Here is a 23,831-nt window from a genome sequence, read left to right on the forward strand (position 1 = left end):
CGAAGGCCCGTTGGGGACATCCGCCTAGTGATCGTGCGGTTCGTACCCCGGAATCGTCCCGTCCGTCTTCTTCACCAGGAACAGCCCCACCATCCCCATGTCGGAGTGGCTCTGCACGTGGCAGTGGTACATCCACGCCCCCGCTCCGACCCCCTCCCCCGCGATCACCTGGAAGCCGAACGAGTCGGCGGGTCCGACGATCTTGTTGTCGATGACCTGGCTCGGGTCCTCGGGGCCGGTCAGCAACCCCGTGCGGTTGTCGGCCCAGCGGTGACCGTGCATGTGGAAGGTGTGGTAGTACTCGCCGTGCGTGATCATCACGATCTCCACGCGATCCCCCACCGTGGCCTCGAAGTTGGGGCCCGAGTGGGCGGGCTTGTTGTTGATCAGCATGTCGTTGAAGACGATCGTGAAGGTCGCATCGGGCAGGATGTCGCCCTTGCGGCGGACGATCACCGGGCCGTAGAGGCCCTTGCGGATGCCGCCCGTGCCGTGCTCGGTGCCGACGACGTGGTCGTGGTAGTGCCAGTACCCCGCGCTGCCCGCGCGCCAGGTGCCGTCGGCGCGGCGGCCCGGCGCATGGGTGCGCCAGGTGTAGGTGCGGGTGCCGCCCGGCTCGACGTCGCTCCTGTTCAACTTCGTTCCGTCGCTGGAGATTTCGTAGTCGAGACCGTGGACATGAAGGCTCGCCGCCACGTCCATCGTGTTCTCGAACTCGATGTGCAGCGTGTCGCCCTCGTTGAGCTCGATCAACGGGCCCGGTATCGACGCCTTGCCCTTCTCGAACCCGTAGCCCATCTGCCCGTCGGCGAGCTTCTCGGCGTACAGCTTGATGTGCCGGACCTCGCCGCCGGCCGGCGCGGTCCGCACCGGACCACCGGCGCTCACGGCCTGTGTGGCCGAGGACAACGATGTCGCACCGGTCGCGATCGCCGCCCCGCCCAGCAGCATCCGCCGATTGAAGCCGCGTCTGTCCATGCCGAACTCCCCACGCTGGTACGGAATTTACGGAGATGAACCTGTGAGACCGTAGCCGCGCCGCCCTCGTTTATCCACACTCAGGACAAAGTTTGTTCCATCCCGGTCATACCTATTGGCGAGCCGCGAAAAGAGGTCTAGCTTCCTTTGCGCTGTCTGTGACCGACGAGGAGTGGATGACCACATGCGGCTCACATCGCATCAAACACCGTCAGTTTTACGAGAGTTGAGCGCGAGAAGACGCAGAAGGCACCGCCGCGCCTGGGCAGCCGCCCTGGCCGCCGGAGCTGTCACCGCCGGGGCGCTCTCGGCGCCGTCCGCGAGTGCGCGCCCCGCCCCCGATCCGACTCTGACAACGATGTCCATCACGTCGCCACCGGGCGGCGCCAACGCAAGGGTGCTGGTCTTCTACGGCTCCGCGGCCGCCGGGGACGAGTCGCCGGTCGTCAACGCCGGGATCGAGGCGATCGAGAAGATCGGTCTGTCGGGTCCGGCCGCACAGCAATTCAAGGTCGAGGCGACGGACGACGCGTCGGTCTTCACCAACGAGACGAAGCTGGGCCGGCTCAACGCCATCGTCTTCCTGACGGGCGGCGGTGATGTCCTCGATCCGGAGCAGGAGGCCGGCCTCGAGGCCTACATGGAGGCGGGCGGCGGTTTCGTCGGCATCCATGACGCGGCCCGCGCCGAGCCGTACTCGGACTGGTTCACCGGGCTCGTCGGCGCACGCCCGGCAAGCACCAGCCCGACAACGGTGCAGCGAGCGACCGTTGAGGTCGGCGACCGGCAGCACCCCGCGAGCAAGGACCTGCCGGTCCAGTGGAAGCGCCCCGACCAGTGGCTCAACTGGGTGAAGAACCCCTCGGGGGACGTGCACACGGTGGCGCGGGTGCGCGAGTCGACGTATCAGCCGGGCGCGAGCAAGAACGGCTGGGACCACCCGGTGAGCTGGTGCCGCGACTACGACGGCGGCCGCTCCTTCTACACCGGCATGGGCGGCACGGTCTCCTCGTACGACGAGACCGACTTCCGTACCCATCTGCGCGGCGCCCTGCTCTGGACGACCCGCCTCGCCCAGGCCGACTGCAAGGCGACGATCAACGCCAACTACAAGGCGGAGCGCCTGACCCAGCCCAACCAGCCGGGCCAGAACGACCAGATCGGCGAACCGCACGGCCTGGTCACCGCGCCCGACGGACGGGTGCTCTACATCGGCCGCGGCGGAGCGGACTCCTCCCAGCCCGTGATCACCGACTGGAACAACCCGGACATCGGCAAGGGCAGGGGCGAGATCCACGTCTACGACCCGAAGACCAAGAAGGTCACCCTGGCCGGAGCGCTCACCGTGTTCGGCAACAAGGGCGGCGGCGACGAGCTGGTCAAGGTCGAGGAGGGGCTGCTCGGCATAGAGATCGACCCGGGCTTCGAGCGGAACGGCTGGGTGTATCTGCACTACACACCCCACTCGCAGATCAACCGCGATACGCGGATGGCCGAGCGTCGCGTCTCCCGCTTCACGCTCGACCCCGCCACCAACAAACTGGACCTGAGCAGCGAGAAGGTGCTCCTCAAGTGGCCGGTGCAGATCCACAGTTGCTGCCACGCGGGCGGCGGGATGGCCTGGGACTCCAAGGGCAACCTGTACATCGCGACGGGTGACAACAACTCCAGCGGCTTCAGCGGCGGTTACTCGGGCAACAACCCCGAACCCAACTACAAGGGCGTCTCGTTCGCGGACGCGCGCCGTACCGCGGGCAACACCAACAACCTCAACGGCAAGATCCTGCGCATCCACCCGGAGACCGACGGCACGTACACGCTGCCGGCAGGCAACCTCTTCACGGGCGAGGAGCCCGACGAGGGCGGCGGCAAGACGCGCGGCGAGATCTATGTGATGGGGGTCAGGAACCCCGCCCGCATCTCCGTCGACAAGAACACCGACACCTTGTACGCCGGATGGGTCGGCCCCGACGCGAGCGCGCCGTCGACGACCTGGGGCCCGGCCAAGTACGACACCTTCGCCGCCATCACCAAGGCGGGCAACCGGGGTTGGCCGTACTGCATGGGCAACAAGCAGCCCTACCGCGACCGCAATCTGCCGGACCCGACGAAGCCGCTGGGCTGGTACGACTGCGCCCACCCGAAGAACGAGTCCCCGAACAACGACGGTCTCGTCAATCTCCCGCCTGTCACCGGCAACAACATCTGGTACTCGCCCCAGGGCGGCGCCCCGGACTATCCGCGCGACGCGAACGGCATCCCCTCATACAAGCAGGAGGAGGCCACGTACCTGCTGCCGTGGCTCAAGGGCGGCGGTCAGGCGGCGATGAACGGGCCGGTCTACCGGTACGACTCCTCGATCACGGGCGACGCGAAATGGCCCGCCTACTGGGACGGCAAGTGGTTCGTCGGCGACTTCTACGACTCCGACCAGCCGCGCAATGCCGTCATCACCGACCCGAAGACGGCCGGGGACGGCGGACTCCCGATCCACTCGGAGTCGCTGAAGAAGATCGTGCCCATCGGCAACGACGGCATCAAGAACCTCATGGACTGGAAGTTCGGACCCGACGGCGCGCTCTATGTCCTCGACTACGGGCGTGGCTTCTTCACCTCGGACGCCAAGTCGGCGTTGTGGAGGGTGACTTACACGGGCGGTGGGCCGACTCCGGCCGCCGACCAGCTCGCCAGGAAGGCGGAGTGATGCGCGTACGAAGGCGAAGAACAGGACGTCTGTGGACGGCCCTGCTGGCGTCCTTGCTGATGGTGCTCGGGCTGACGTCGACGTCGGCGTTCGGGCGTACGGAGGACGCTCCCTCGGGCGCCGCCGCCGCGCAGACGCTCACCTGGACGGCGGGCGACGACATCACCAAGTACACGTCCGCGCCGGTGACGGCCGTGGCGGGACCGACCACGATCGTCTTCGAGAACAGCGCGGCGACCGGCAACACGACCGGGATGCCGCACACCCTGACGTTCGTGACCTCCGACCCCGAGTTCAACAACGACGTCGAACTCAACATCCTGGCCAACCCGTTCGACGACCAGGGCGGCCGGCACACCGCCGAGGTCACCCTCACGCCCGGCCGGTACTTCTACCACTGCACGATTCCGGGCCATGGATCGATGCAAGGCATCCTCGTGGTCACCGAGGGCAGCGGCGAGGACACCACGGCGCCCGAGACCTCGGCCGCCGTCAGCGGTACGCAGAACTCGGCGGGCGCGTACGTCGGTTCGGCGACGGTGACGCTGAGCGCCTCCGATGCCGGATCGGGCGTCGACAGGATCGAGTACGCCATCGGTGACACGGGGGCCTGGCAGCCGTACACCACGCCTGTCGTGATCGACCAGGTCGGCTCCCACAAGGTCCGCTATCGGGCGGTCGACAAAGCGGGCAACACAGCCGCGGAGAAGACAGCGGAGTTCACCGTGGTCGCCCCGCCGACGGACGACACGACCGCGCCCGAGACCTCGGCGACCGTGACCGGGGAGAAGAACGACCAGGGCGAGTACCTGTCGATGGCTACCGTCACCGTCTCCGCCTCGGACACCGGTTCCGGCGTCAACACCATCGAGTACTCGGTCGACTCCGGTGCCTGGCAGCCGTACACGGCTCCCGTGATGGTGCACTCACTCGGCGCACACCAGGTGCGTTACCGCGCGACCGACAAGGCGGGCAACACAGCGCCCGAGAAGAGCGTCGCCTTCACGGTGGTCGAGCCGCCCGTCTCCGACACGACACCACCGATGACCGGGGTGACCGTCGACGGGACGAAGAACTCCGACGGCGCGTACGTGAACAGCGCCAAGGTGACCGTGAGCGCTACGGACGAGGGCGGTTCGGGTGTCGCCGCGATCGAGTACTCGCTCGACGCCGGGCCCTATCTGGCGTACACCGCACCGGTGTTGATCGACCGCGTCGGCGCCCACACGGTGGCGTACCGGGCGAGCGACAAGGCGGGCAATACGTCCGGGCCACGCACCGTGAACTTCACGGTCGCACCGGGCGGCGGGGTTCCGGCGCCCAACTGCCCCGAATTCGACGAGCGGTTGACGGTGATCGTCGGCACGGTCGACTCGGGTGTGCCGAACCGGGTGACCAACAACCGTTGCCGCATCAACGAGTTGATCGAGGACGAGAAGGAGTGGACCTCCCACGCGCTGTTCCTCAAGCACGCGAGGACAGTCCTCGACAAGCTCCTCAAGGAAGGCGTCATCGACCAGCGGGAGTACAACGCGGTCTACAAGGCGGCCAGGCAGTCCGGCATCGGCAAGCCGGGCCAGACGGACGGCTACAGCAAGATCTTCGACGGTTCACAGGAGTCGTTCGCCAAGTGGGCGCAGGTGGGCGGTGGTTCGTTCGGGCTGAACGCGGACGGGTCGATCACCTCCGGCACCTCGGTGGGCGGGCTCGGCATGCTGTGGTTCCCGCAGCGCAAGTACGGCGACTTCTCGCTGAAGCTCCAGTGGCGTGACGACGCTCCGGGCACCGGCAACGCCAACTCCGGTGTGTTCGTGCGGTTCCCGTGGGTCCACGACCACCCGGAGGAGTCGCGCCCCGAGTGGGTCGCCATCAAGTACGGGCACGAGGTGCAGGTGCTCGACCGGCCCGACGGCGACATGTACAAGACGGGCTCGGTCTACGGCTTCGACCGGGTGGGCCTCGCCGGTGCGGGCGTCACTCAGAAGGGCACCTGGAACGACTACGAGATCCGCGTGGTCGACCAGCACTACTCGGTGTTCCGCAACGGTGTGCTGATCAATGAGTTCGACAACATCGGCGGCCAGGACTTCACCCCGCCGCGCTCGGACGACCCGGGCACGGACGGACGGCGGTTCGCCTCCGGCTATGTCGGGCTCCAGGTGCACGGCACCTCGGATGTGGTCTCGTACCGGGACATCCGGATCAAGGAGCTGTAGCCGACACTCTGTGCGGGGAGGCTCCGGGGACGCCCCGGAGCCTTCCCGTTCAGGCTGCTAGCTCTCCTCGTGCTTGGCCCTGCTCGGCTGCACTCGCTTCGGCTCGCCCGGCATCTTGGGGTACTCGGGCGGATACGGCAGGTCGCCCAGGCCGTGATCGTGCTCGTCGCGGTTGGCGAGCTCCAGCAGGGCTTCCAGGGAGAAGGCGTGGTCGTCCATGTCCGCGTGCACGTCGCCGAGTTCGGCGAACCGCGCGGGCATGGTCACGAGGTCGAAGTCACGGGGCACGGCGTCGTCCACCTCGTCCCAGCGCAGGGGCGCGGAGACGGGGGCGTGCGGGCGGGGGCGTACGGAATAGGCGGAGGCGATGGTGCGGTCGCGGGCGGTCTGGTTGTAGTCGACGAAGATCCGCTCACCGCGCTCCTCCTTCCACCACTTGATGGTCACGCGGTCGGGCATCCGGCGTTCCAGTTCGCGCCCGACGGCGATGGCGGCCCGGCGCACCTGCGTGAACGTCCAGCGCGGCTCGATCGGCACGAAGACGTGCAGGCCCCGGCCGCCGGAGGTCTTTGGCCAGCCGCGCAGACCGCCGAACTCGTGCAGGACGGCGCGCAGTTCATGGGCGGCGTGTACGGCGTCGGCGTAGTCCGTGCCGGGCTGCGGGTCGAGGTCGATGCGGAGTTCGTCGGGGTGGTCGACGTCGTCGCGGCGCACCGGCCACGGATGGAAGGTGAGCGTGCCGAACTGGGCCGCCCACAGGACCGCGGCGGGCTCGGTGGGGCACATCTCGTCGGCGCTGCGGCCGCTGGGGAAGGTGATGTGGGCGGTCGGGATCCAGTCGGGCATGTTCTTCGGCGCCCGCTTCTGGAAGAAGGACTCGCCCGCGACGCCGTCCGGATACCGCTCCAGGGTGGTGGGGCGGTTGCGCAGCGCGCGGAGGATGCCGTCGCCGACGGCCAGGTAGTACTGGGCGAGGTCCAGCTTCGTGAAGCCGCGCTCCGGGAAGAAGACCTTGCCCGGGCTGGACAGACGTACCGTCCTCCCGGCTGCTTCCAGTTCCACCGCTTCGCCCATGCGAGCCACGGTAGGCCCACGATGGTTGCCCCGCACACCGGGCGGACGGGCCCGCGACCGCGCAGAATCGAAGCATGGATCTGCCGGTGATGCCCCCCGTGAAGCCGATGCTCGCCAAGTCCGTGGCGAAGATTCCGCCGGACATGCACTACGAGGCGAAGTGGGACGGCTTCCGGGCGATCGTGTTCCGGGACGGCGACGAGATCGAGATCGGCAGTCGCACCGGGAAGACGCTGACCAGGTACTTCCCCGAGCTGGTCGAGGCGCTGCGGGAGCGGCTGCCGGCGCGCTGTGTGATGGACGGCGAGATCGTGATCGCCAGGGACGGGCGGCTCGACTTCGACGCGCTCACGGAACGGATCCATCCGGCGGACTCCCGGGTGCGCACGCTGGCCGAGCGGACGCCCGCCTCCTTCGTGGCCTTCGACCTGCTGGCACTGGCCGACCGCTCGCTGCTCGACGTCGAGCTGGGCGACCGGCGCGCCTTGCTGGTGATGGCGCTGTCCGGCGTCACCGCTCCGGTCCACGTCGCCCCGGCGACCACGGACATCGACGTGGCACGCCAGTGGTTCGAGCAGTACGAGGGCGCGGGTCTTGACGGTGTGATCGCCAAGCCGATCCATCTGCTCTACCGGCAGGACGAGCGCGCCATGTTCAAGATCAAGCACGAGCGGACGGCGGATGTCGTCGTCGCCGGTTACCGCTTCCACAAGAGCGGGCCGATCGTCGGTTCCCTGCTGCTGGGTCTGTACGACGACAAGGGCACCCTGCAGCACGTGGGGGTGAGCGCCGCGTTCCCGATGAAGCGGCGCGCGGAGCTGGTGGAGGAGCTGGAGCCGCTGCGTCTCGAGGACGTCGGGGAGCATCCCTGGGCCGCCTGGGCGGACGAGTCGGCGCACGAGACGGCACGGTTGCCGGGCGCGCCCAGCCGGTGGTCGTCGAAGAAGGACCTCTCCTGGGTGCCGCTGCGGCCCGAGCGGGTGGCCGAGGTGGCGTACGACCACATGGAGAACGGCGTCCGGTTCCGTCACACGGCCCGCTTCCGCCGCTGGCGCCCCGACCGCACCGCCGAGAGCTGCACGTACAGCCAGCTGGAGGAGCCGGTGGGCTACGACCTCGCGGAGATCTTCAGCCCACAGGACTGACCACGCCGATCAGCCCCTCGTCCCACCCTCCCCCGAAGCCCCGAACCTCCTCCGATGCATCCCGCTGAGCCGAACAGCTCACTTGACGCGCGCAATCACAACCGAACGGGTATGGCCACCGATGAACCTATAAGCGCACAATCGATGACACGGGACAGGGTGGCCACGGTGGGCATGCGACAGATGGCGCGGATGCGGCGCGGCGCGATGACGGCGGCGCTGCTCGCCGCCGCGATGACGGGCTCCCTGATCACGGGCTGCACCGCGGGCGGCGACGCGATCGACGACGGGCGCGGGAACAACCAGATCCCGGGCCCGAGCCAGGGGACCGAGAGCCCCACCCCTCCCGCGAGCTCCGGTTCGGTACTCGCCGTGAAGATCGACAATGTGCATGCGGCCCGCCCCCAGACGGGTCTGGAAGCGGCGGACATCGTGTACGCGGAGCAGGTCGAGGGCGGTCTGAGCCGGCTGATGGCGGTCTACGCGAGCAAGCTGCCGAAGGTGGTCGGCCCGGTGCGCAGCGCGCGCGAGTCAGACCTTGAGCTGCTGCGCCAGTTCGACGAGCCGACGCTGGCCTTCTCGGGCGCCCAGCGCAAGCTGCTGCCGCTGATCAACAAGGCGCCGCTGCGCGCACACCCGCCCGGCAAGGCATCCGAGGACGCCTACTACCGGGGCACGGGCAAGTCCGCCCCGCACAATCTCTATCTGCGCCCCCAGCGGCTGGCGGCATCCGCACCGGGCTCCGGGGCCCTCACCACCGGGTTCCACTTCGGCACGGCGCCCGCGGGCGGCAGCCCGGAGACCTCACGCACGGTGAAGTTCCCCGCGGCCCGTTTCACCTTCACCTGGTCCGAGAGCCGGCAGCGCTGGCTGGTGGCCATGGACGGAACCCCGACGGTGACGACGGACGGGAACAGGGTGGCTCCCGCGACGGTCGTCGTGCAGTACGTGAAGGTCCGCAAGTCCAAGTACCACGACATCCTCGGCAGCAACTCGCCGTACACGGAGACGGTGGGCTCGGGGACCGCGAAGGTGTTGCGCGACGGCCGCGTCTTCAACGTGAACTGGGCGCGCCCCAGAGCCACGGACGGTACGGAGTTCACGACGGCGGACGGAGCGCCGATGAACTTCGCGAAGGGCCAGGTGTGGGTGGTCTTCGCGAAGGCCTGACCCCGAAGGCCGAGCGACAGGCCCTAGCGCTGGGTGACGAGCGGCTCCGCCGGATTGCGGAGCCCCTCCGCCGCGTCCGAGACGCGCCGGATGAGGTCGAAGAACAGGGCCTGCTCGTCGGTGGAGAGCGGGGCCAGGAAGACCTGGTTCATCCGTGCCGTGCGGACGGTCAGCTTGCGGTGCGTGCGCGTCCCCTCGTCCGTGAGGCGCAGCAGGAAGCGGCGGCCGTCCTGGGGGTCGCGCACCTTGTCGAGCAGGCCGCGCCGCCCGAGCCTGCTGATGACCTCGGCGATGGTGGACCGGTCCAGGCCCACCCGCTCCCCCACCGTGCGCTGGTCCATGCCCGGCTCCGCGACGAGCGCGTTGAGCACCGCGAACTGCGGCGAGGTGATCTCCTCGGACACCATCGTGTTCCACAGCAGGTAGTGCGCCTGCTGCAGTCGCCGGGCCAGGTGCCCGGGGTGGGTGGAGAGGTCCACCGCGGCCATGTGCGCTCCTCGGCTCGGCCCGTGCGGCGCCGCGTAGGCGCCACTCGTACGGATCAAATTCGTTGGTGTACTGAACGATACCCGGCCACACCGCCGCCTGTCTCGTCGCGTTCCAAGACTCTCACCTGCACATTCCCTGGAGGTCTTGACTGAAGTGGGTCCGGGTGGCAGCGTATTTGAAACCTCGAAGAAATAATCAGTGCCCTGACTAATTGGGGCGCTGGACGCTCGGGAGAGATGGGGCTTCTCGGATGGACAAGGTGGTCGCCACAGCCGCGGAGGCGGTGGCCGATGTGCCGGACGGCGCGACACTCGCGGTCGGCGGTTTCGGCCTCAGCGGCGTGCCGAACGTGCTGATCCAGGCCCTGTACGAGCGCGGTGTCACCGGGCTCGGGGTGGTCTCCAACAACTGCGGGGCGATGGAGTCCGGCCTCGCGGTGCTGCTCGCGGCCGGGCGGATCGCCCGCGTCACCGGCTCGTACATCGGCGCGAACAAGGAGTTCGCCCGCCAGTACCTGGCCGGCGAGCTCGAGGTCGAGATGATCCCGCAGGGCACCCTCGCCGAGCGGCTGCGCGCCGGTGGCGCCGGGATTCCCGCGTTCTACACCCCGGCCGGTGTCGGCACCCAGGTCGCGGACGGCGGACTGCCCTGGCGCTACGACGGTGAGGGCGGCGTCGCGCTCGCCTCGCCGCCCAAGGAGGTGCGGGAGTTCGACGGCACGGAGTACGTGCTCGAGCACGGCATCCGTACCGACTTCGCCCTCGTACGCGCCGCCAAGGGCGACCGGCACGGGAACCTGGTCTTCAACAAGTCCACCCGGAACTTCAACCCCCTGGCCGCGATGGCCGGGCGGCTGACGATCGCCGAGGTGGAGGAACTCGTCGAGCCCGGGGAGATCGACCCGGACGCGGTGCACCTGCCCGGCATCTTCGTGCAGCGTGTCGTCGCCCTCACGCCCGAGCAGGCGAACGCCAAGATGATCGAGCAGCGGACGGTCTCGGCGCCCGCGGCCAACGGAACGGTGAGCAACTGATGGCCTGGACCCGCGAACAGATGGCCGCCCGCGCCGCGCGCGAGCTCGAGGACGGCCAGTACGTGAACCTCGGCATCGGGCTGCCCACACTGATCCCGAACTACCTGCCGGACGACGTCGAGGTGATCCTGGAGTCGGAGAACGGCATCCTCGGCACCGGCCCGTACCCCACCGAGGACCAGGTCGACCCCGACCTGATCAACGCCGGCAAGGAGACCGTCACGGTCCTGCCCGGCGCCTCCTACTTCGACTCCTCGCTGTCCTTCGGGATGATCCGCGGCGGCCACATCGACGTCGCCGTGCTCGGGGCCATGCAGGTCTCCGCGGGCGGCGACCTCGCCAACTGGGCCATCCCCGGCAAGATGATCACCGGGATCGGCGGCGCGATGGACCTGGTGCACGGCGCCCGCACCGTCATCGTCGTCATGACGCACACCGCCAAGGACGGATCCCCGAAGATCCTGGAGGAGTGCGCGCTGCCGCTCACCGGGAAAGCGTGCGTGAACCGGGTCATCACCGATCTCGGCGTTCTCGACGTCACTGCGGAGGGCCTGGTCCTTGTGGAGACCGCGCCCGGCGTGGCGGTGGAAGAGATCGTGGCGAAGACCGCCGCGAAGGTTCACATCCCCGAGGGAGTCAACTGATGACCGGCCTGCGCGACGTCTACATCGTCGATGCCGTCCGTACCCCGTTCGGCAGGTACAACGGTTCCCTGGCCACCGTCCGCCCGGACGACCTGGCCGCCCACGCCATCCGTGAACTCCTCGCCCGTACACCGGACTTGGACCCCTCCCGGATCGAGGACGTCTACTTCGGCAACGCCAACGGCGCCGGCGAGGAGAACCGCAACGTCGGACGTATGGCCGCGCTCCTCGCGGGCCTGCCCACCTCCGTGCCCGGCGTGACCGTCAACCGGCTGTGCGCCTCCGGGCTCGAAGCCGTCATCCAGGCCGCGCGGGCCATCGCGGTCGGCGACGCCTCCATCGCCCTGGCCGGCGGTGTCGAGTCGATGACCCGCGCCCCCTACGTCCTGCCCAAGAGCGACAGGCCCTTCCCGGCCGGGCACACCGAGCTGTACTCCACCACGCTCGGCTGGCGCATGGTCAACCCGAGGATGGACCCCCAGTGGACCATCCCGCTCGGCGAGTCGGCCGAACTCATCGCCGACAAGCACAAGATCACGCGCGAGCAGCAGGACGAGTTCGCCCTCGCCAGCCACCGCAAGGCCGCCCGGGCCCAGGCGGACGGCCTCTTCGACGGCGAGCTGGCCCCGGTCTCCATCCCGCAGCGCAAGGGTGAGCCGCTCGTCTTCGGCGCCGACGAATGCGTACGCGACGACGCCTCCATCGCGGCGATGGCCAAGCTCAAGCCGTCCTTCCGGACCGAGAACGGCACCGTGACTGCGGGCAACGCCTCCCCGCTGAACGACGGCGCCGCGGCCCTGCTCCTTGTCGACGAGGAGGGGCTCGAAGCCACCGGCCGCGAGCCGCTGGCCCGCGTCTCGGCGTCCGGCGTCTCCGCGATCGAGCCGCAGTACTTCGGACTCGCTCCGGTCGAGGCCGTCAACCGCGCACTATTCAAGGCGGGCAAGACATTTGACGACCTGTCAACCCTGGAACTGAACGAGGCCTTCGCCGCGCAGGTCCTCGGCTGCGTGGCCGAGTGGCCCGAGTTCGACCCGCAGGTCCTCAACCCGCAGGGTGGCGCGATCGCCCTCGGTCACCCCCTCGGCGCCTCCGGAGCCCGCCTCGCCGGAACCGTCGCCCACCAACTCGCCCGCAAGGGCAGTGGAGTTGGTGTCGCCACCCTCTGCATCGGCGTGGGCCAGGGCCTCGCCCTCGTCCTGGAACGATAGGAAGTCGACCATGGCTCTCACTCAGTCGGACATCGACGTCGAGATCAAGGACCGCCAGGACGCGTACGACAAGGCGGTGGCCGGCGGCGGAGTGGTCCTGAACCACGCGCAGCGCGACTACGCCCCGTACCGCAGCTCGGTGCTGCGCCACCCCAAACAGCCGCTGGTCGCCGTGAGCGGTGGCGACCCGGAGACGGTCGAGCTGTCGGGTCCGGTCTTCGGCGTCACCGACATCACCGAGATCGACAACGACCTCACCCGCCACCACCGGGGCGAGCCGATCGGCGAGCGCATGACCGTCTCGGGCCGGCTGCTGGACCGCGACGGCCGTCCGGTGCGCGGCCAGCTGGTCGAGGTCTGGCAGGCCAACGCCGCCGGCCGTTATGCCCATCTGCGCGAGCTGCACCCGGCGCCTCTGGACCCCAACTTCACCGGTGTGGGGCGGACCCTGACGGACGATCAGGGCCGGTACTCGTTCACCACGATCAAGCCGGGCCCCTACCCCTGGGGCAACCACACCAACGCGTGGCGGCCCGCCCACATCCACTTCTCGGTGTTCGGTACAGCCTTCACCCAGCGGCTCGTGACGCAGATGTACTTCCCGAGCGACCCGCTGTTCCCGTACGACCCGATCCTGAACTCCGTGACGGACACGGCGGCCCGCAACCGCCTGATCGCCACCTACAACCACGACCTCTCGGCGCCCGAGTTCTCGCTCGGCTACGAATGGGACATCGTCCTCGACGGTCCCTCCGCCACCTGGATCGAGGAAGGCCGTTGAGCATGACCGAGCGGTTGCTCCCCACCCCGTCCCACACCATCGGCCCCTTCTACGGCTACGCGCTCCCCTTTCCCGAAGGCGGGCAGGTCGCACCCCAGGGCCACCCAGAGGCGATCACCCTGCACGGGTACGTGTTCGACGGCGCGGGCAAGCCGATCCCCGACGCCCTCCTGGACTTCTGGCAGGCGGCGCCCGACGGCTCCCTGACGGGCGCCCCCGGCTCGATGCGCCGCGATCCGTCCACGGGCGGCTTCCTGGGCCGCAACGGCATCGACTTCACCGGCTTCGGGCGGGTTCCCACCGACGCCGACGGGCACTACGCGCTGTCGACTCTGCCGCCGGGCAACGCCGGGCAGCCGTACATCAGCGTGTGCGTGTTCGCGCGCGGCCTGACGAACCACCTCTTCACCCGCGCGTACCTCGCCGACGGCGCCGACCCGCTGCTCGACTCGCTCCCGGCCGACCGGCGCGCCACGCTGATCGCGGCCGGGGGCGCGAACCGGACGTACCGTTTCGACATCCGCCTTCAGGGCGAAGGCGAAACGGTCTTCCTGGAGTTCCAGTGACATTCGGTGATTCCGAAGCCCTGCTCGCCCCCGGGTGGGCGGGCTCCCCGGCGTCGGCCGCGACCAGCGACATCGCGTATCTGCAGGGGTTGCTCGACGCGGAGGCCGCGCTGACCCGCGCCCAGGCGTCCCTGGGACTGGCTCCGGCGGAGGCGGCCGACGCGGTGGACGCGGCCGCCGACGTCTCGGGCTTCGACGTACGCGCGATCGCGCTGCGCGCCCGTGACGGCGGCAATCCGGTGATCCCGCTGGTCGCGGATCTGACGGCGGCGGTCGGCGAGGAGTACGGGGCGTACGTCCACCGGGGTGCGACGAGCCAGGACATCATGGACTCGGCCACCATGCTGGTCGCCGCGCGCACCCTGGATCTGGTCCTGGGGGATCTGGACCGTACGGAGCGGGCACTGGCCCGGCTCGCGGCGGAGCACCGGGACACGGTGATGCCGGGCCGGACGCTGACCCAGCACGCAGTGCCGACGACCTTCGGGCTGAAGGCGGCCGGGTGGCGGTCGCTGATCCTTGACGCCAGGGACAGGGTCTCGGCCGTACGGGGTTCACTGCCCGCCCAACTGGGCGGTGCCGCCGGGACCTTGGCGGCGTTCACCGTGTTCGGCGCCGAGGACACCCGGGCCCTCACCGCCGCCTACGCCCGTGAACTCGGCCTCGCCGAGCCCGCGTTGCCCTGGCACACCCTTCGTACGCCGATCGGTGACCTGGCCGGAGCGCTGGCCTTTACGGCAGGGGCGCTGGGCAAGACCGCTGTCGACGTGCTCACGCTCGCCCGTACCGAGATCGCGGAGCTCGCCGAAGGCACCGGCGGCGGTTCGTCCGCCATGCCGCACAAGGCAAACCCCGTGCGGGCCACCCTCATTGCCGCCGGGGCCCGGCGCGCACCTCAGCTCGCGGCCACGCTGTACGGGGCGATGACGGCCGAGGACGAGCGTCCCGCCGGGGCCTGGCATGCCGAATGGGAGCCGCTGCGGGACCTGCTGCGGCTCGTCGGCGGGGCGGCGCGCGATGCCGCGGAACTGGCCGAGGGACTACGGGTGAACGCGGACGCCATGCGTGAACACCTCGGCCTCACCCACGGGTTGATCGTCTCCGAGCGGCTGGCCGCCTCGCTTGCTCCCGTGCTCGGGCGGGCCCGTGCCAAGGAGCTGCTGACGGCGACCGCGAAACGGGCCGTCGCCGAGAACCGGCCCCTCCTGGAGCTGCTCGGCGAGGAGCCGGAGCTCAAGGACCTCGATCTCGCGGACCTCACCGACCCCACCCGCTACACGGGCTCCGCGGGAGCCCTCACCGACCGTGCCCTGGAGCGACGTTGACACCGCCGACCTTCCCGAACGGCAAGCTGCCGCACTACCGCGCCGAGGGGCCGGCCACCGCTCCCCCGCTGCTGCTCGGGCCCTCGCTCGGCACGTCGACCGCCCTGTGGGACAAGGTCGCGCCCGAGCTGTCCGTGACGCATCGGGTGATCCGCTGGGACCTGCCGGGCCACGGCAGCTCGCCTGCCGACCTGATCGGGCCCGGCGCGACGATCGCCGACCTGGCCGATCTGGTGCTGGCCCTCGCCGACTCGCTCGGCATCGGCCGATTCGCCTACGCGGGCGTCTCGTTGGGCGGTGCGGTCGGTCTGCACCTGGCCGTGTACCACCCGGAGCGGGTGTCGTCCCTCGCGGTCATCTGCTCCTCGGCCCACTTCAACGGCGCCAAGGCGTGGGAGGAAAGGGCCGCTACCGTTCGCCGCGAGGGCCTTGCCGCGCTCGCGGAGACCGCGAACTCCCGTTGGTTCACGCCCGGTTTCACCGTGCCGGAGCTGGTCGAGGACCACCGCACCGCGGACCCGGAGGCGTACGCCGCCTGCTGCGACGCGCTCGCGGCGTTCGACATCCGCGACCGGCTGACGTCGATCGGCGCGCCGACCCTGCTCATCGCCGGCCGCGAGGATCCGGCGACGCCGCCCGCGCATCTGCGGGAGATCGCGGACGCGGTGCCCGGCGCCACGCTCACCGAGATCCCGGGCGCCTCGCATCTGGCGCCGGCCGAGCGCCCGGAGGCCGTGCTCGCCGCGCTGCGCGGGCACTTCGACGGGTACGCGCCACGCGGCATGGAGGTACGCCGCCAGGTACTCGGCGACACCCACGTGGACCGCGCGCAGGCCCGCCAGACCCCCTTCACCGCCCGTTTCCAGGACTTCATCTCCCGCTACGCCTGGGGCGAGATCTGGACGGATCCGACGCTCGCCCGCCGTGAGCGCAGCATGATCACGCTGACCGCGCTTGTGGCCCACGGCCACTACGACGAACTCGCGATGCACGTCCGCGCGGCCCGCCGCAACGGGCTCACGCCGGAGGAGATCGGCGCGGTCCTGCTCCAGACGGCCGTGTACTGCGGTGTCCCGGCGGCCAACTCGGCGTTCGCGGTGGCCCAGCGGGTGCTGGCCGAGGAGGACGGGGCAGAAGCCTGATCCGCAGCGGCCGATTCGGCACGGTAACCCGGCCAAGGGTGGTGACGACTGCACCAGGCACCGGTGCTCGCCCTGTGCCTACGCTGGACGGAGATCCTCTGCGAACGGAGCCCCGCGTGCCCACTGTCCTGATCACCGGCGCCACCTCCGGCCTCGGCCGCTACGTCGCCTTCGAGCTGGTCCGCTCCGGGTACGTCGTCCTCGCTCACGGACGCGACCGTGCGCGTACCCGGCAGCTTGTCTCGGAGCTGTCGGCGGAGGGCGGTGAGGCGCACGACTTCGTCGCCGATCTGGGTTCGCTGGCGCAGGTGCGTGCGCTGGGTGCGGAGGTCGCGGCTACGTATCCGCGCCTCGACGTGCTGGTCAACAACGCGGGCGTGGGCGGCGGTTCCCGCGGCGCAGGCCGTGAGGAGAGCGTCGACGGGCACGAGCTCCGCCTCGCGGTGAACTACCTCGCCCCGGTGGCGCTGACCCGGGCGCTGCTGCCCGCGCTCCGTGCGGGCGCCCCCTCCCGCATCGTCAACGTCGGCTCCGCCGGCCAGGAACCGCTGGACTTCGACGACCCCGAACTCACCCGCGGCTACAGCGGCGTATCGGCGTACTGCCGCGGCAAGTTCGCGCTCGCGGCGCACACGTTCGCACTGAGCGAGCAGCTGGCGGGAAGCGGTGTCTCGGTGAACGTCCTGCACCCCGCGACCTACATGGACACCGCGATGGTCCGCGAGGCCGGTGTCAGCCCTTGGTCCTCCGTGGCCGACGGCGCCAGGGGTGTACTCGCTCTGGCCACAACGGAGTTGGGCACGGGCGAGTACTTCGACGGTACGAGCCCCTCGCGGGCGCACGAGGAAGCGTACGACCGCGAGGTCTGGAAGCGACTGGAGGCGACCACCGAGCGGCTGCTCGAAGGCCGGAACCCGACCGGCTAGAAGCCGTCCAGTGCCCGCTGCGCCTGCGCCACCACCCCGTCCGCCCCGCATGAACGCGCCAGCGTCAGGCCCTTGTTGAGCTCGGACACCGACCGGGCCAGAATGCCGTACTCGACGCGGGCCGCCGCGTGTTCGTACTGGCAGGGAGAGGCCTCCAGATAGGTGACCGCCTGCCCTGCGAGCCGTACCGCGCGCTGGCCCGACTCCAGGGCGGCTGCACAGCGCAGGGCCTCGCCGATGGCCGTGTCCGTGCCGAAGCGCTCGGCCTGGCGGCGGGCGTCGGCCGCCAGGGCGGCGGCGCGTGCCGGGTCCTCCGTGGCGAGGGCGCGGGCGAGGTCGACCGCCCAGGGAGCGAGCACGGTGTTGTGGTGACCTCGTACGGCGGCGGCCTTCTCGGCTGCCTCCAGTTCGTTGATGCCTTCCTTGGCGCGGCCGGCGGCGAGCAGCAAACGGCCGCGTACGGAGCGGGTGTCCGGGAGGACGATGGTGGACGGGTACGGCGCTGCGAAGCCGTACTCCTCGGCGATCTCCTCGGCCTCCAGGACATGGCCGCGGGCGAGCAGGGTGTCGATGAGCCCGCAGGTCGCGGACCAGTACAGGGGCAGCCCGCGCCCGACGCGTTCGGCGAGGCGCAGTGATTCGCGCTGGTAGGTCTCCGCGTCGGCGAGGCGGCCCCGTCTGCGGTGTGCGAGGCCGAGGTAGGCGTTGGCCAGGGAGAGGTGGCCGCCGCTCCAGCCGGCCTTCATGTAGGCGTGCAGGGCCTCGCTGAACAGGCTTTCGGCCCGGTCCAGCCGGTCGCTGTAGGCGTACGCGCTGCCCAGCATTAGGAGGAGTTCGATGCCCCACTCGGTGTCGGTCCAGCCGAGGCCGGGTGCCAGGCGGCCGTTGACGAGGGCGCGGTCGCAGAGTTCCGCGACCTCCTCGGCGTTCTCGCCGCGCGTCATGGCGTCGAAGCCGCGCAGTATGAGGAGCGCGCGCTCGGAGTTGTCGCGTCCGGTGCAGGTCTTGGCGAGTTCGGCGAGACCGTTGGAGCGTCCGGAGGTCCGCTCCTCGCCGGCGTGGATGCCCTCCCACATGTAGTGCACGGCCTGGAGCCGCATCCTGGCCGGGCCCGGATCGAGCCTGGCGGCCTCCATGTCGACGGTGCGGACGGCCTCTTCCAGCTGGTCGTTGTGGAGGAGCGCCTGGGAGAGGCGGAAGACGGCGTCCACGCGGAGATCGCCTTCGAGGCCGGGCCGGTCGAGCGCGGCCTGCAGATGGCCGATCGTCTTGGCGGGCGCGGTCAGGAGGGTGGCGCAGCCCAGTTCGAAGAGCACGCGCGCGTGGACCTCGGAGGGCGGGGGCTCGGCCAGTGCGCGTTCCAGACAGCGCCTGGCCGCGTCGGGCGCGCCGACGGCGAGGTGTTCGCGGGCGGCCTCGCGCATCTGCTCGACGAGTTCGGGGTCCTCGTCCGGGTGCACTTCGAGGAGGTGGCGGGACGCGGCGGCGGCGCCGCGTCCGGAGTCGGTGACCGCCCACGCGGCCTGGCCGTGCATCGCGGTGCGCAGCGCGTCCGGGATCGAGCGGTAGACCGCGCTGGCGATGAGCGGGTGCACGAACTCCAGGTCGCCCTCGCTCACCCGGCCGTTCACCGGCTCGGATTTGGTCAGGATGCGGGCGGCGCCGAGCCGTTCGGCGCAGCGCAGTGCCTCCTCGGCCGGCATTCCCGCGAGGTGCGCGGCGAGGTCGAGGGAGATTCCGGTGCCGAGGATCGCGGCCGCCCAGGCGAACCGCGTGGCGTCGATGCCGAGCCCTTCGAGGCGGGCGACGAGTCCGCGGCCGCGGGCCGAGCGGTTCAGGGCGCGCAGTTCGGCGGCCGATCCCTCGACCGGATCGAGTCCGCTGTCCTGCACCTTGGCGAGCAGCTCGACGGTCTCGTACGGGTTGCCGCCGGTGACCGCCCACACCTCACGGCAGAACGGGGCGTCGGCGTGCTCTCCGACCGTGGCGCGGGTCAGCCCCTCGGCCGCCGCGGGGGTCAGCGCGCTCAGGTTGGCGATCGGCCGGGCCGCGGCGGCGATGGTGTCGAGATGACCGGCGCTCACACCGCTCACACCGCCGGGGCGGCGGGCCACCACGACGAGCACCGACAGGTCGTCGAGGCGCTCGGCGAACGCGGCAAGCCAGCGCAGGGTCTCCTGGTCGGCCCAGTGCGCGTCGTCGATGAGGAGCACGAGCGGCCACTCGCGCTTGGCCAGCCGTCGCACGGCCGCGACCAGGCCGTCGCAGACGCCCTGCGGGTCGGGCTGGCGGTCGCCCGGTTCCGCTATGCCGAGCGCGGGTCCCGCGATGTCGTACCAGTCGCCCAGGTATTCGCGTGCCTCCTCGGACAGCAGCGACACCAGGGCGGGCTGCAGGAGCTGCCGTACGACATTGAAGGGGACGGACGTGACGGTCTCGCCGCCGCGTGCCGACCACACCGCGCAGCCGTTGCCCTCCGCGATCCGGCGCGCCTCGGCGAGGAGCGAGGTCTTGCCGAGACCCGCGTCGCCGCTGAACACCAGCAGGCTTCCCGAAGAGTCGGAGTCCGCACACAGGGCGCCGATCGCCTGTTCCAGAGTGGCGACTTCCTCGTCGCGCTCCCACAGGGGAGCCGAGGCGACCACTCCTGGCCGTGCCTCCGTCATCCCGCTACCTCCCCAGGTCGCCCAAACGACGTACAGGCAACGAGCCTAGCCCTCCCGGAGCCGCCATGTCGGCCGGTCGGGGCAGCTGTTGCCGAGACGAGTGACGGCAGGGTTGCGAAGGCGACGCGCCGAAGCGCCGACCAGCCCGCGTGGAAGTTATTGACAGTCAAAACCCATAAATTGAAACTAACTTTCCTGCATCAGTCCCCGTCATCGGCCGGCACCGCCCGGCCCCGGCACGCCCCGGGAGGAACCGGCATGAGCGCCCCCGCGCATGACTCCGACCTGCGCGCCTCCCCGCCCGGACACTCCCGCAGGGCCCTGCTCGCGGGCTCCGTGGGCAACTTCATCGAGTGGTACGAATTCGGGGTCTACGGCTATTTCGCGACGATCATCGCGGCGCGGTTCTTCACGCCGGAGGGCGGCAGCGAGGTCGAGGCCCTGGTGAAGACGTACGCGTCCTTCGCACTCGCGTTCTTCTTCCGGCCCGTGGGCGCCGCGCTGTTCGGTCGGCTCGGCGACCGGATCGGGCGCCGTCCGGTGCTGATCCTGGTGATCGTCCTGATGACCGCCGCGACGACCCTGATCGGCTTGCTGCCCACATACGCCACCGTCGGCGCTCTCGCCCCGTGGCTGCTCACCTTCCTCCGGGTGCTCCAAGGGCTGTCCGCGGGAGGGGAGTTCGGGGGCGCGGTGTCGGTGATGACGGAGTTCGCGCCGCCGGGCCGGCGCGGTCTCTACGGGTCCTGGCAGTCGTTCACGGTGGCGCTGGGGCTGCTGGCCGGCGCGGGGATCGCGGCGCTCCTTGCCACGATGCTCGGCGCCGAGGAGCTGAGCGACTGGGGCTGGCGGCTCCCCTTCCTGCTGACGCTGCCGCTCGGTCTCGGCGCACTGTGGCTGCGGTTGAAGCTGGACGAGACACCGGCCTTCGAGCGGGAGCGGCTGCAAGAGCGTCCACCCGTACGGGAGTTGGTGAGGGCCATCGCGCTCGGCGCAGGGCGCGTGATGGGCTGGGCGGCGGCCGGCTACACCTTCCTGGTCGTGCTGCCCTCGTACCTCCAGAGCAGCTTGAACGCCACCTTCCAGCAGGCGCTGCTCGCCACCGTCGTCGCCAACCTCGGCTTCGCGGCCACGATCATCCCGGCGGGCCTGCTCAGCGACCGGATCGGGCGCCGTCCGGTGATGCTCACGGGTGCCGTACTGGTCACCTTGCTGGCGGTACCGCTGCTCAACCTCCTTCAGGACAGCGGGACTTCGCATGCGGTGAAGGGTGCGGCCGTGTTCCTGGCGGGTGCGGTGGTGGGGCTGATGGCCGGGCCGGGACCGGCGATGCTCTCCGAGATGTTCCCCACGAGCGTCCGCTACACGGGCCTCGGACTCGCCTACGCCCTGTCCAATGCGGTGTTCTCGGGCTGTGCGGGGCTCATCATCACGGAGACGGTCAAACGGACGGGGAGCGTGGACATTCCCGGGTACTACGCGGCGGCGACGTGCGCCGTCAGCGTCTTCGCACTGGCTACGCTCCCCAAGGGGCATCAGAGGCAAGGGAGTTGAGAGCGTGCGGGTGATCGGCCTGATGTCCGGCACGTCGTACGACGCCATCGACGCGGCGGCCGCCGAGCTGACCCTCGACGAGGACAGCCTCGTACTGCGGCCGCTCGGGCTCGTCAGCGAGTCGTACGACCCCGAACTGCGCGGCGCGCTGGCGGCGGCGCTGCCTCCGGCCACGACCGGCCTGGCCGAGGTGTGCCGCCTCGACACCCTGATCGGGCAGGCCTTCGCGGCGGCGGCCGTCCGCGCCGACCGCGAACTGTGCGACGGAGGAGCCGAGTTGATCGCCTCGCACGGCCAGACCGTCTACCACTGGGTGGCGGACGGACGGGTGCACGGGACCCTCCAGCTCGGGCAGCCCGCCTGGATCGCCGAGGCGACGGGGCTGCCCGTGGTCGCCGACTTCCGCCCGCGCGACATCGCCGCCGGTGGCCAGGGCGCGCCCCTGGTCAGCCTGTTCGACCTGCTGTGGCTGCGCGGCAGACCGGGGACGCCTGTGGCGCTCAACCTCGGCGGTATCGCGAACCTCACCGCACCCGACGGCACCGCCTTCGACACGGGGCCCGGGTGCGCGCTCCTCGACGCCGCGGTGCGGGGCCTGAGCGGAGGCCGCCTAGACCACGACGTGGACGGTGCCCTCGCCGCCCGCGGCACCGTGCACGGACCGCTCCTGCGACGCCTGCTTGCGGAGCCCTACTACGCGCTGCCCGCGCCCAAGACGACGGGCAAGGAGCTGTTCCATTTCAGCTATCTGCGCGACGCGTTGACGGGCTTCGGGACGCTGACCGCCGAGGACGTCATCGCGACGCTCACCGCGCTCACCGCCCGCACGGTCGCGGACGCGGTGCGGACGGTGCGGGCCACCGAGGTGATCGCGTCCGGCGGCGGCACCCGCAATCCCGTACTCATGGCGATGCTCGGCGCCGAACTCCCCGGGGTCGCCCTGCGCAGCTCCGACGCGCTGGGCCTGCCCTCGGCCGCCAAGGAGGCGTACGCCTTCGCCGTACTGGGATTTCTGACGGTGCACGGGCTCGCGGGTACCGACCCGGCGAGCACCGGGGCACGGCATCCCAGCGTGCTCGGCTCGGTCACGCCAGGGCGGGACGGGCTGCCGCCACTGCCGAGAGCGGATCGGGCACCTCTTCGACTGGTCCTGAAATGAACCTTGCCCGCCCCCTCTCATCCGTCTTTCACCCACGCCTCATACGGTGGGCCCCATGACGCAGGTGACTCCTCCCGGCTGGTATCCCGACCCCGGGCAGACAGATGACAGTCCCGCCGCCGAACGCTGGTGGGACGGCAAGACATGGACGGACCAGACCCGCCCCGTCGGGTCGGCCGCCGCATGGGGTCCCCCGGTGCACCCACCGGGCGCCGGACCGTATCCGGCCTTTCCGCCGGGTCCACCGCGGCGGGGGCTGCGCACGGGCATAGCGGTCGCCGCGGCGATCGCGGTCCTGGCGGGCATCGGGGGTGGTGTGTACGCGCTGACCAAGGACGACGGCTCCAGCGACACCACCGCCAACTCCCAGGGTCCCGGCGGGCTCCAGGGCGGTACGGGCGGTCCTTCGGGTGCTCCCAGCGGCGCCCCCGGTGGTCCCGGCGGCGGCTCGGGCGGCTCCGGCGGCCAGACCCCGGCGCCGGGTCAGTCCGGGCAGCCGCAGACCGAGGACGGGTTCGCCACCGACGCGGTCAACGGCATCAGCATCCCCGTGCCCGACGGCTGGACCGGCTCGAGCATCTCGGTGGGCGCCCAGGTGACCTCGGACGATTCCTACAAGTGCCCCGGCGACACCACGGCGACCTGCACCGCCGGCGGGTTGTACTCGGCCCCCGCGCTGGCCCTGGAGCTGAAGGCGACCACCGCCGAGGCGGCTGCCAAGGAGGACATCTCCAAGAACGCGGAGGAGTCCTACGGCGGCAAGTCCTACGGCGAGATCACCTCGCACGAGGTACTCGCCTCCAAGGCTGTCACCGTGGCCGGACAGAAGGGCTACCTGGTCCGCTGGAAGGCGGTCACCAGCAAGGGCGAGGACGGCTATGTCGAGTCGCTCGCCTTCCCCTCCCCCCTCAGCTCCGAGCAGCTCGTCGTGATCCGCTTCGGCGTCGACGTCAGCGAGAAGCAGGACGTGATCGACACGATCACGAAGGGCATCAAGGTGGCGTCCGGGTCCGGCAGCGGCCAGGGCGTGTAGCAGGAAACAGTTCGG

Annotated in this window: 19 protein-coding genes; 15 read left to right on the forward strand and 4 right to left on the reverse strand. The window is 70.4% G+C overall.

The genetic code is table 11. The features are described 5' to 3' along the window. Positions 1-24: 24 nt before the first annotated feature. The gene (locus OG246_RS36140) at positions 25-978 is read right to left on the reverse strand and encodes a multicopper oxidase domain-containing protein (protein ID WP_266472969.1); all 954 of its coding nucleotides are present in this window, start codon (positions 976-978) and stop codon (positions 25-27) included. A 274-nt stretch (positions 979-1,252) separates the two neighbouring features. Here OG246_RS36140 and OG246_RS36145 point away from each other — a divergent pair, with 274 nt between their 5' ends. Next, entirely contained in the window at positions 1,253-3,682 is a 2,430-nt protein-coding gene (locus OG246_RS36145; RefSeq protein WP_266474959.1) for a ThuA domain-containing protein, read from the forward strand. Continuing rightward, the gene (locus OG246_RS36150) at positions 3,682-5,898 is read left to right on the forward strand and encodes a family 16 glycoside hydrolase (RefSeq protein ID WP_266472972.1); all 2,217 of its coding nucleotides are present in this window, start codon (positions 3,682-3,684) and stop codon (positions 5,896-5,898) included. Before OG246_RS36145 ends, OG246_RS36150 begins: the two co-directional genes overlap by 1 nt. 57 nt (positions 5,899-5,955) lie before the next feature. Here the strand turns inward: OG246_RS36150 and ligD are convergent, their stop codons facing one another. Beyond that, positions 5,956-6,972, reverse strand: coding sequence for a non-homologous end-joining DNA ligase (gene ligD, locus OG246_RS36155; RefSeq protein ID WP_266472974.1), 1,017 nt, complete (start codon positions 6,970-6,972; stop codon positions 5,956-5,958). A 74-nt stretch (positions 6,973-7,046) separates the two neighbouring features. Between ligD and OG246_RS36160 the strand changes: the two genes are divergently transcribed. Further along, a complete protein-coding gene (locus OG246_RS36160; RefSeq protein WP_266472975.1) occupies positions 7,047-8,117 on the forward strand; it encodes an ATP-dependent DNA ligase in 1,071 nt (356 codons plus the stop codon). Positions 8,118-8,291: 174 nt separating this feature from the next. After that, a complete protein-coding gene (locus OG246_RS36165; RefSeq protein ID WP_266472976.1) occupies positions 8,292-9,287 on the forward strand; it encodes a DUF3048 domain-containing protein in 996 nt (331 codons plus the stop codon). 23 nt (positions 9,288-9,310) lie between these two features. Here OG246_RS36165 and OG246_RS36170 read toward each other — a convergent pair whose 3' ends face one another. After that, a complete protein-coding gene (locus tag OG246_RS36170; protein ID WP_266472977.1) occupies positions 9,311-9,775 on the reverse strand; it encodes a MarR family winged helix-turn-helix transcriptional regulator in 465 nt (154 codons plus the stop codon). A gap of 251 nt (positions 9,776-10,026) precedes the next feature. Between OG246_RS36170 and OG246_RS36175 the strand changes: the two genes are divergently transcribed. The 8 genes from OG246_RS36175 to OG246_RS36210 all read left to right on the forward strand — a co-directional run bounded on the left by OG246_RS36175 (position 10,027) and on the right by OG246_RS36210 (position 17,404). Next, entirely contained in the window at positions 10,027-10,809 is a 783-nt protein-coding gene (locus OG246_RS36175) for a CoA transferase subunit A (RefSeq protein ID WP_266472978.1), read from the forward strand. Next, positions 10,809-11,453: a CoA transferase subunit B gene (locus tag OG246_RS36180; RefSeq protein ID WP_266472979.1), complete on the forward strand. Its 645-nt coding sequence runs from the start codon at positions 10,809-10,811 to the stop codon at positions 11,451-11,453. The genes OG246_RS36175 and OG246_RS36180 overlap by 1 nt, the downstream gene beginning before the upstream one ends. A gap of 8 nt (positions 11,454-11,461) precedes the next feature. Then, the gene (locus tag OG246_RS36185) at positions 11,462-12,664 is read left to right on the forward strand and encodes a thiolase family protein (protein ID WP_266474962.1); all 1,203 of its coding nucleotides are present in this window, start codon (positions 11,462-11,464) and stop codon (positions 12,662-12,664) included. Between the two features lie 10 nt (positions 12,665-12,674). Then, positions 12,675-13,445 carry a protocatechuate 3,4-dioxygenase subunit beta gene (gene pcaH, locus OG246_RS36190; RefSeq protein ID WP_266472980.1) on the forward strand — a complete coding sequence of 257 codons (771 nt, stop codon included), beginning with the start codon at positions 12,675-12,677 and terminating at the stop codon, positions 13,443-13,445. Between the two features lie 2 nt (positions 13,446-13,447). Next, entirely contained in the window at positions 13,448-14,011 is a 564-nt protein-coding gene (pcaG, locus tag OG246_RS36195; protein WP_266472982.1) for a protocatechuate 3,4-dioxygenase subunit alpha, read from the forward strand. After that, entirely contained in the window at positions 14,008-15,336 is a 1,329-nt protein-coding gene (pcaB, locus tag OG246_RS36200; RefSeq protein ID WP_266472983.1) for a 3-carboxy-cis,cis-muconate cycloisomerase, read from the forward strand. Before pcaG ends, pcaB begins: the two co-directional genes overlap by 4 nt. Beyond that, a complete protein-coding gene (gene pcaD, locus OG246_RS36205) occupies positions 15,333-16,478 on the forward strand; it encodes a 3-oxoadipate enol-lactonase (RefSeq protein WP_266472984.1) in 1,146 nt (381 codons plus the stop codon). Before pcaB ends, pcaD begins: the two co-directional genes overlap by 4 nt. 116 nt (positions 16,479-16,594) lie before the next feature. Then, positions 16,595-17,404 carry an SDR family NAD(P)-dependent oxidoreductase gene (locus OG246_RS36210; protein WP_266472985.1) on the forward strand — a complete coding sequence of 270 codons (810 nt, stop codon included), beginning with the start codon at positions 16,595-16,597 and terminating at the stop codon, positions 17,402-17,404. Here OG246_RS36210 and OG246_RS36215 read toward each other — a convergent pair. After that, positions 17,401-20,070 carry an AAA family ATPase gene (locus OG246_RS36215; RefSeq protein WP_266472986.1) on the reverse strand — a complete coding sequence of 890 codons (2,670 nt, stop codon included), beginning with the start codon at positions 20,068-20,070 and terminating at the stop codon, positions 17,401-17,403. The two genes, OG246_RS36210 and OG246_RS36215, sit on opposite strands and share 4 nt — an antisense overlap. A 258-nt stretch (positions 20,071-20,328) precedes the next feature. Between OG246_RS36215 and OG246_RS36220 the strand changes: the two genes are divergently transcribed. From OG246_RS36220 to OG246_RS36230, 3 genes are read left to right on the forward strand one after another with little or no spacing between them, the layout of a single operon-like run. Next, positions 20,329-21,624 (forward strand): MFS transporter, encoded by a 1,296-nt coding sequence (locus OG246_RS36220; protein WP_266472987.1) that lies wholly within the window; start codon positions 20,329-20,331, stop codon positions 21,622-21,624. A gap of 4 nt (positions 21,625-21,628) precedes the next feature. Beyond that, complete coding sequence (locus tag OG246_RS36225; RefSeq protein WP_266472988.1) at positions 21,629-22,783, forward strand: anhydro-N-acetylmuramic acid kinase; 1,155 nt, start codon at positions 21,629-21,631, stop codon at positions 22,781-22,783. 55 nt (positions 22,784-22,838) lie between these two features. Further along, a complete protein-coding gene (locus tag OG246_RS36230) occupies positions 22,839-23,816 on the forward strand; it encodes a DUF2510 domain-containing protein (protein ID WP_266472989.1) in 978 nt (325 codons plus the stop codon). The last annotated feature ends 15 nt before the right edge of the window (positions 23,817-23,831 follow it).

This window comes from Streptomyces sp. NBC_00620 (assembly GCF_026341825.1).
Lineage (GTDB): Bacteria > Actinomycetota > Actinomycetes > Streptomycetales > Streptomycetaceae > Streptomyces.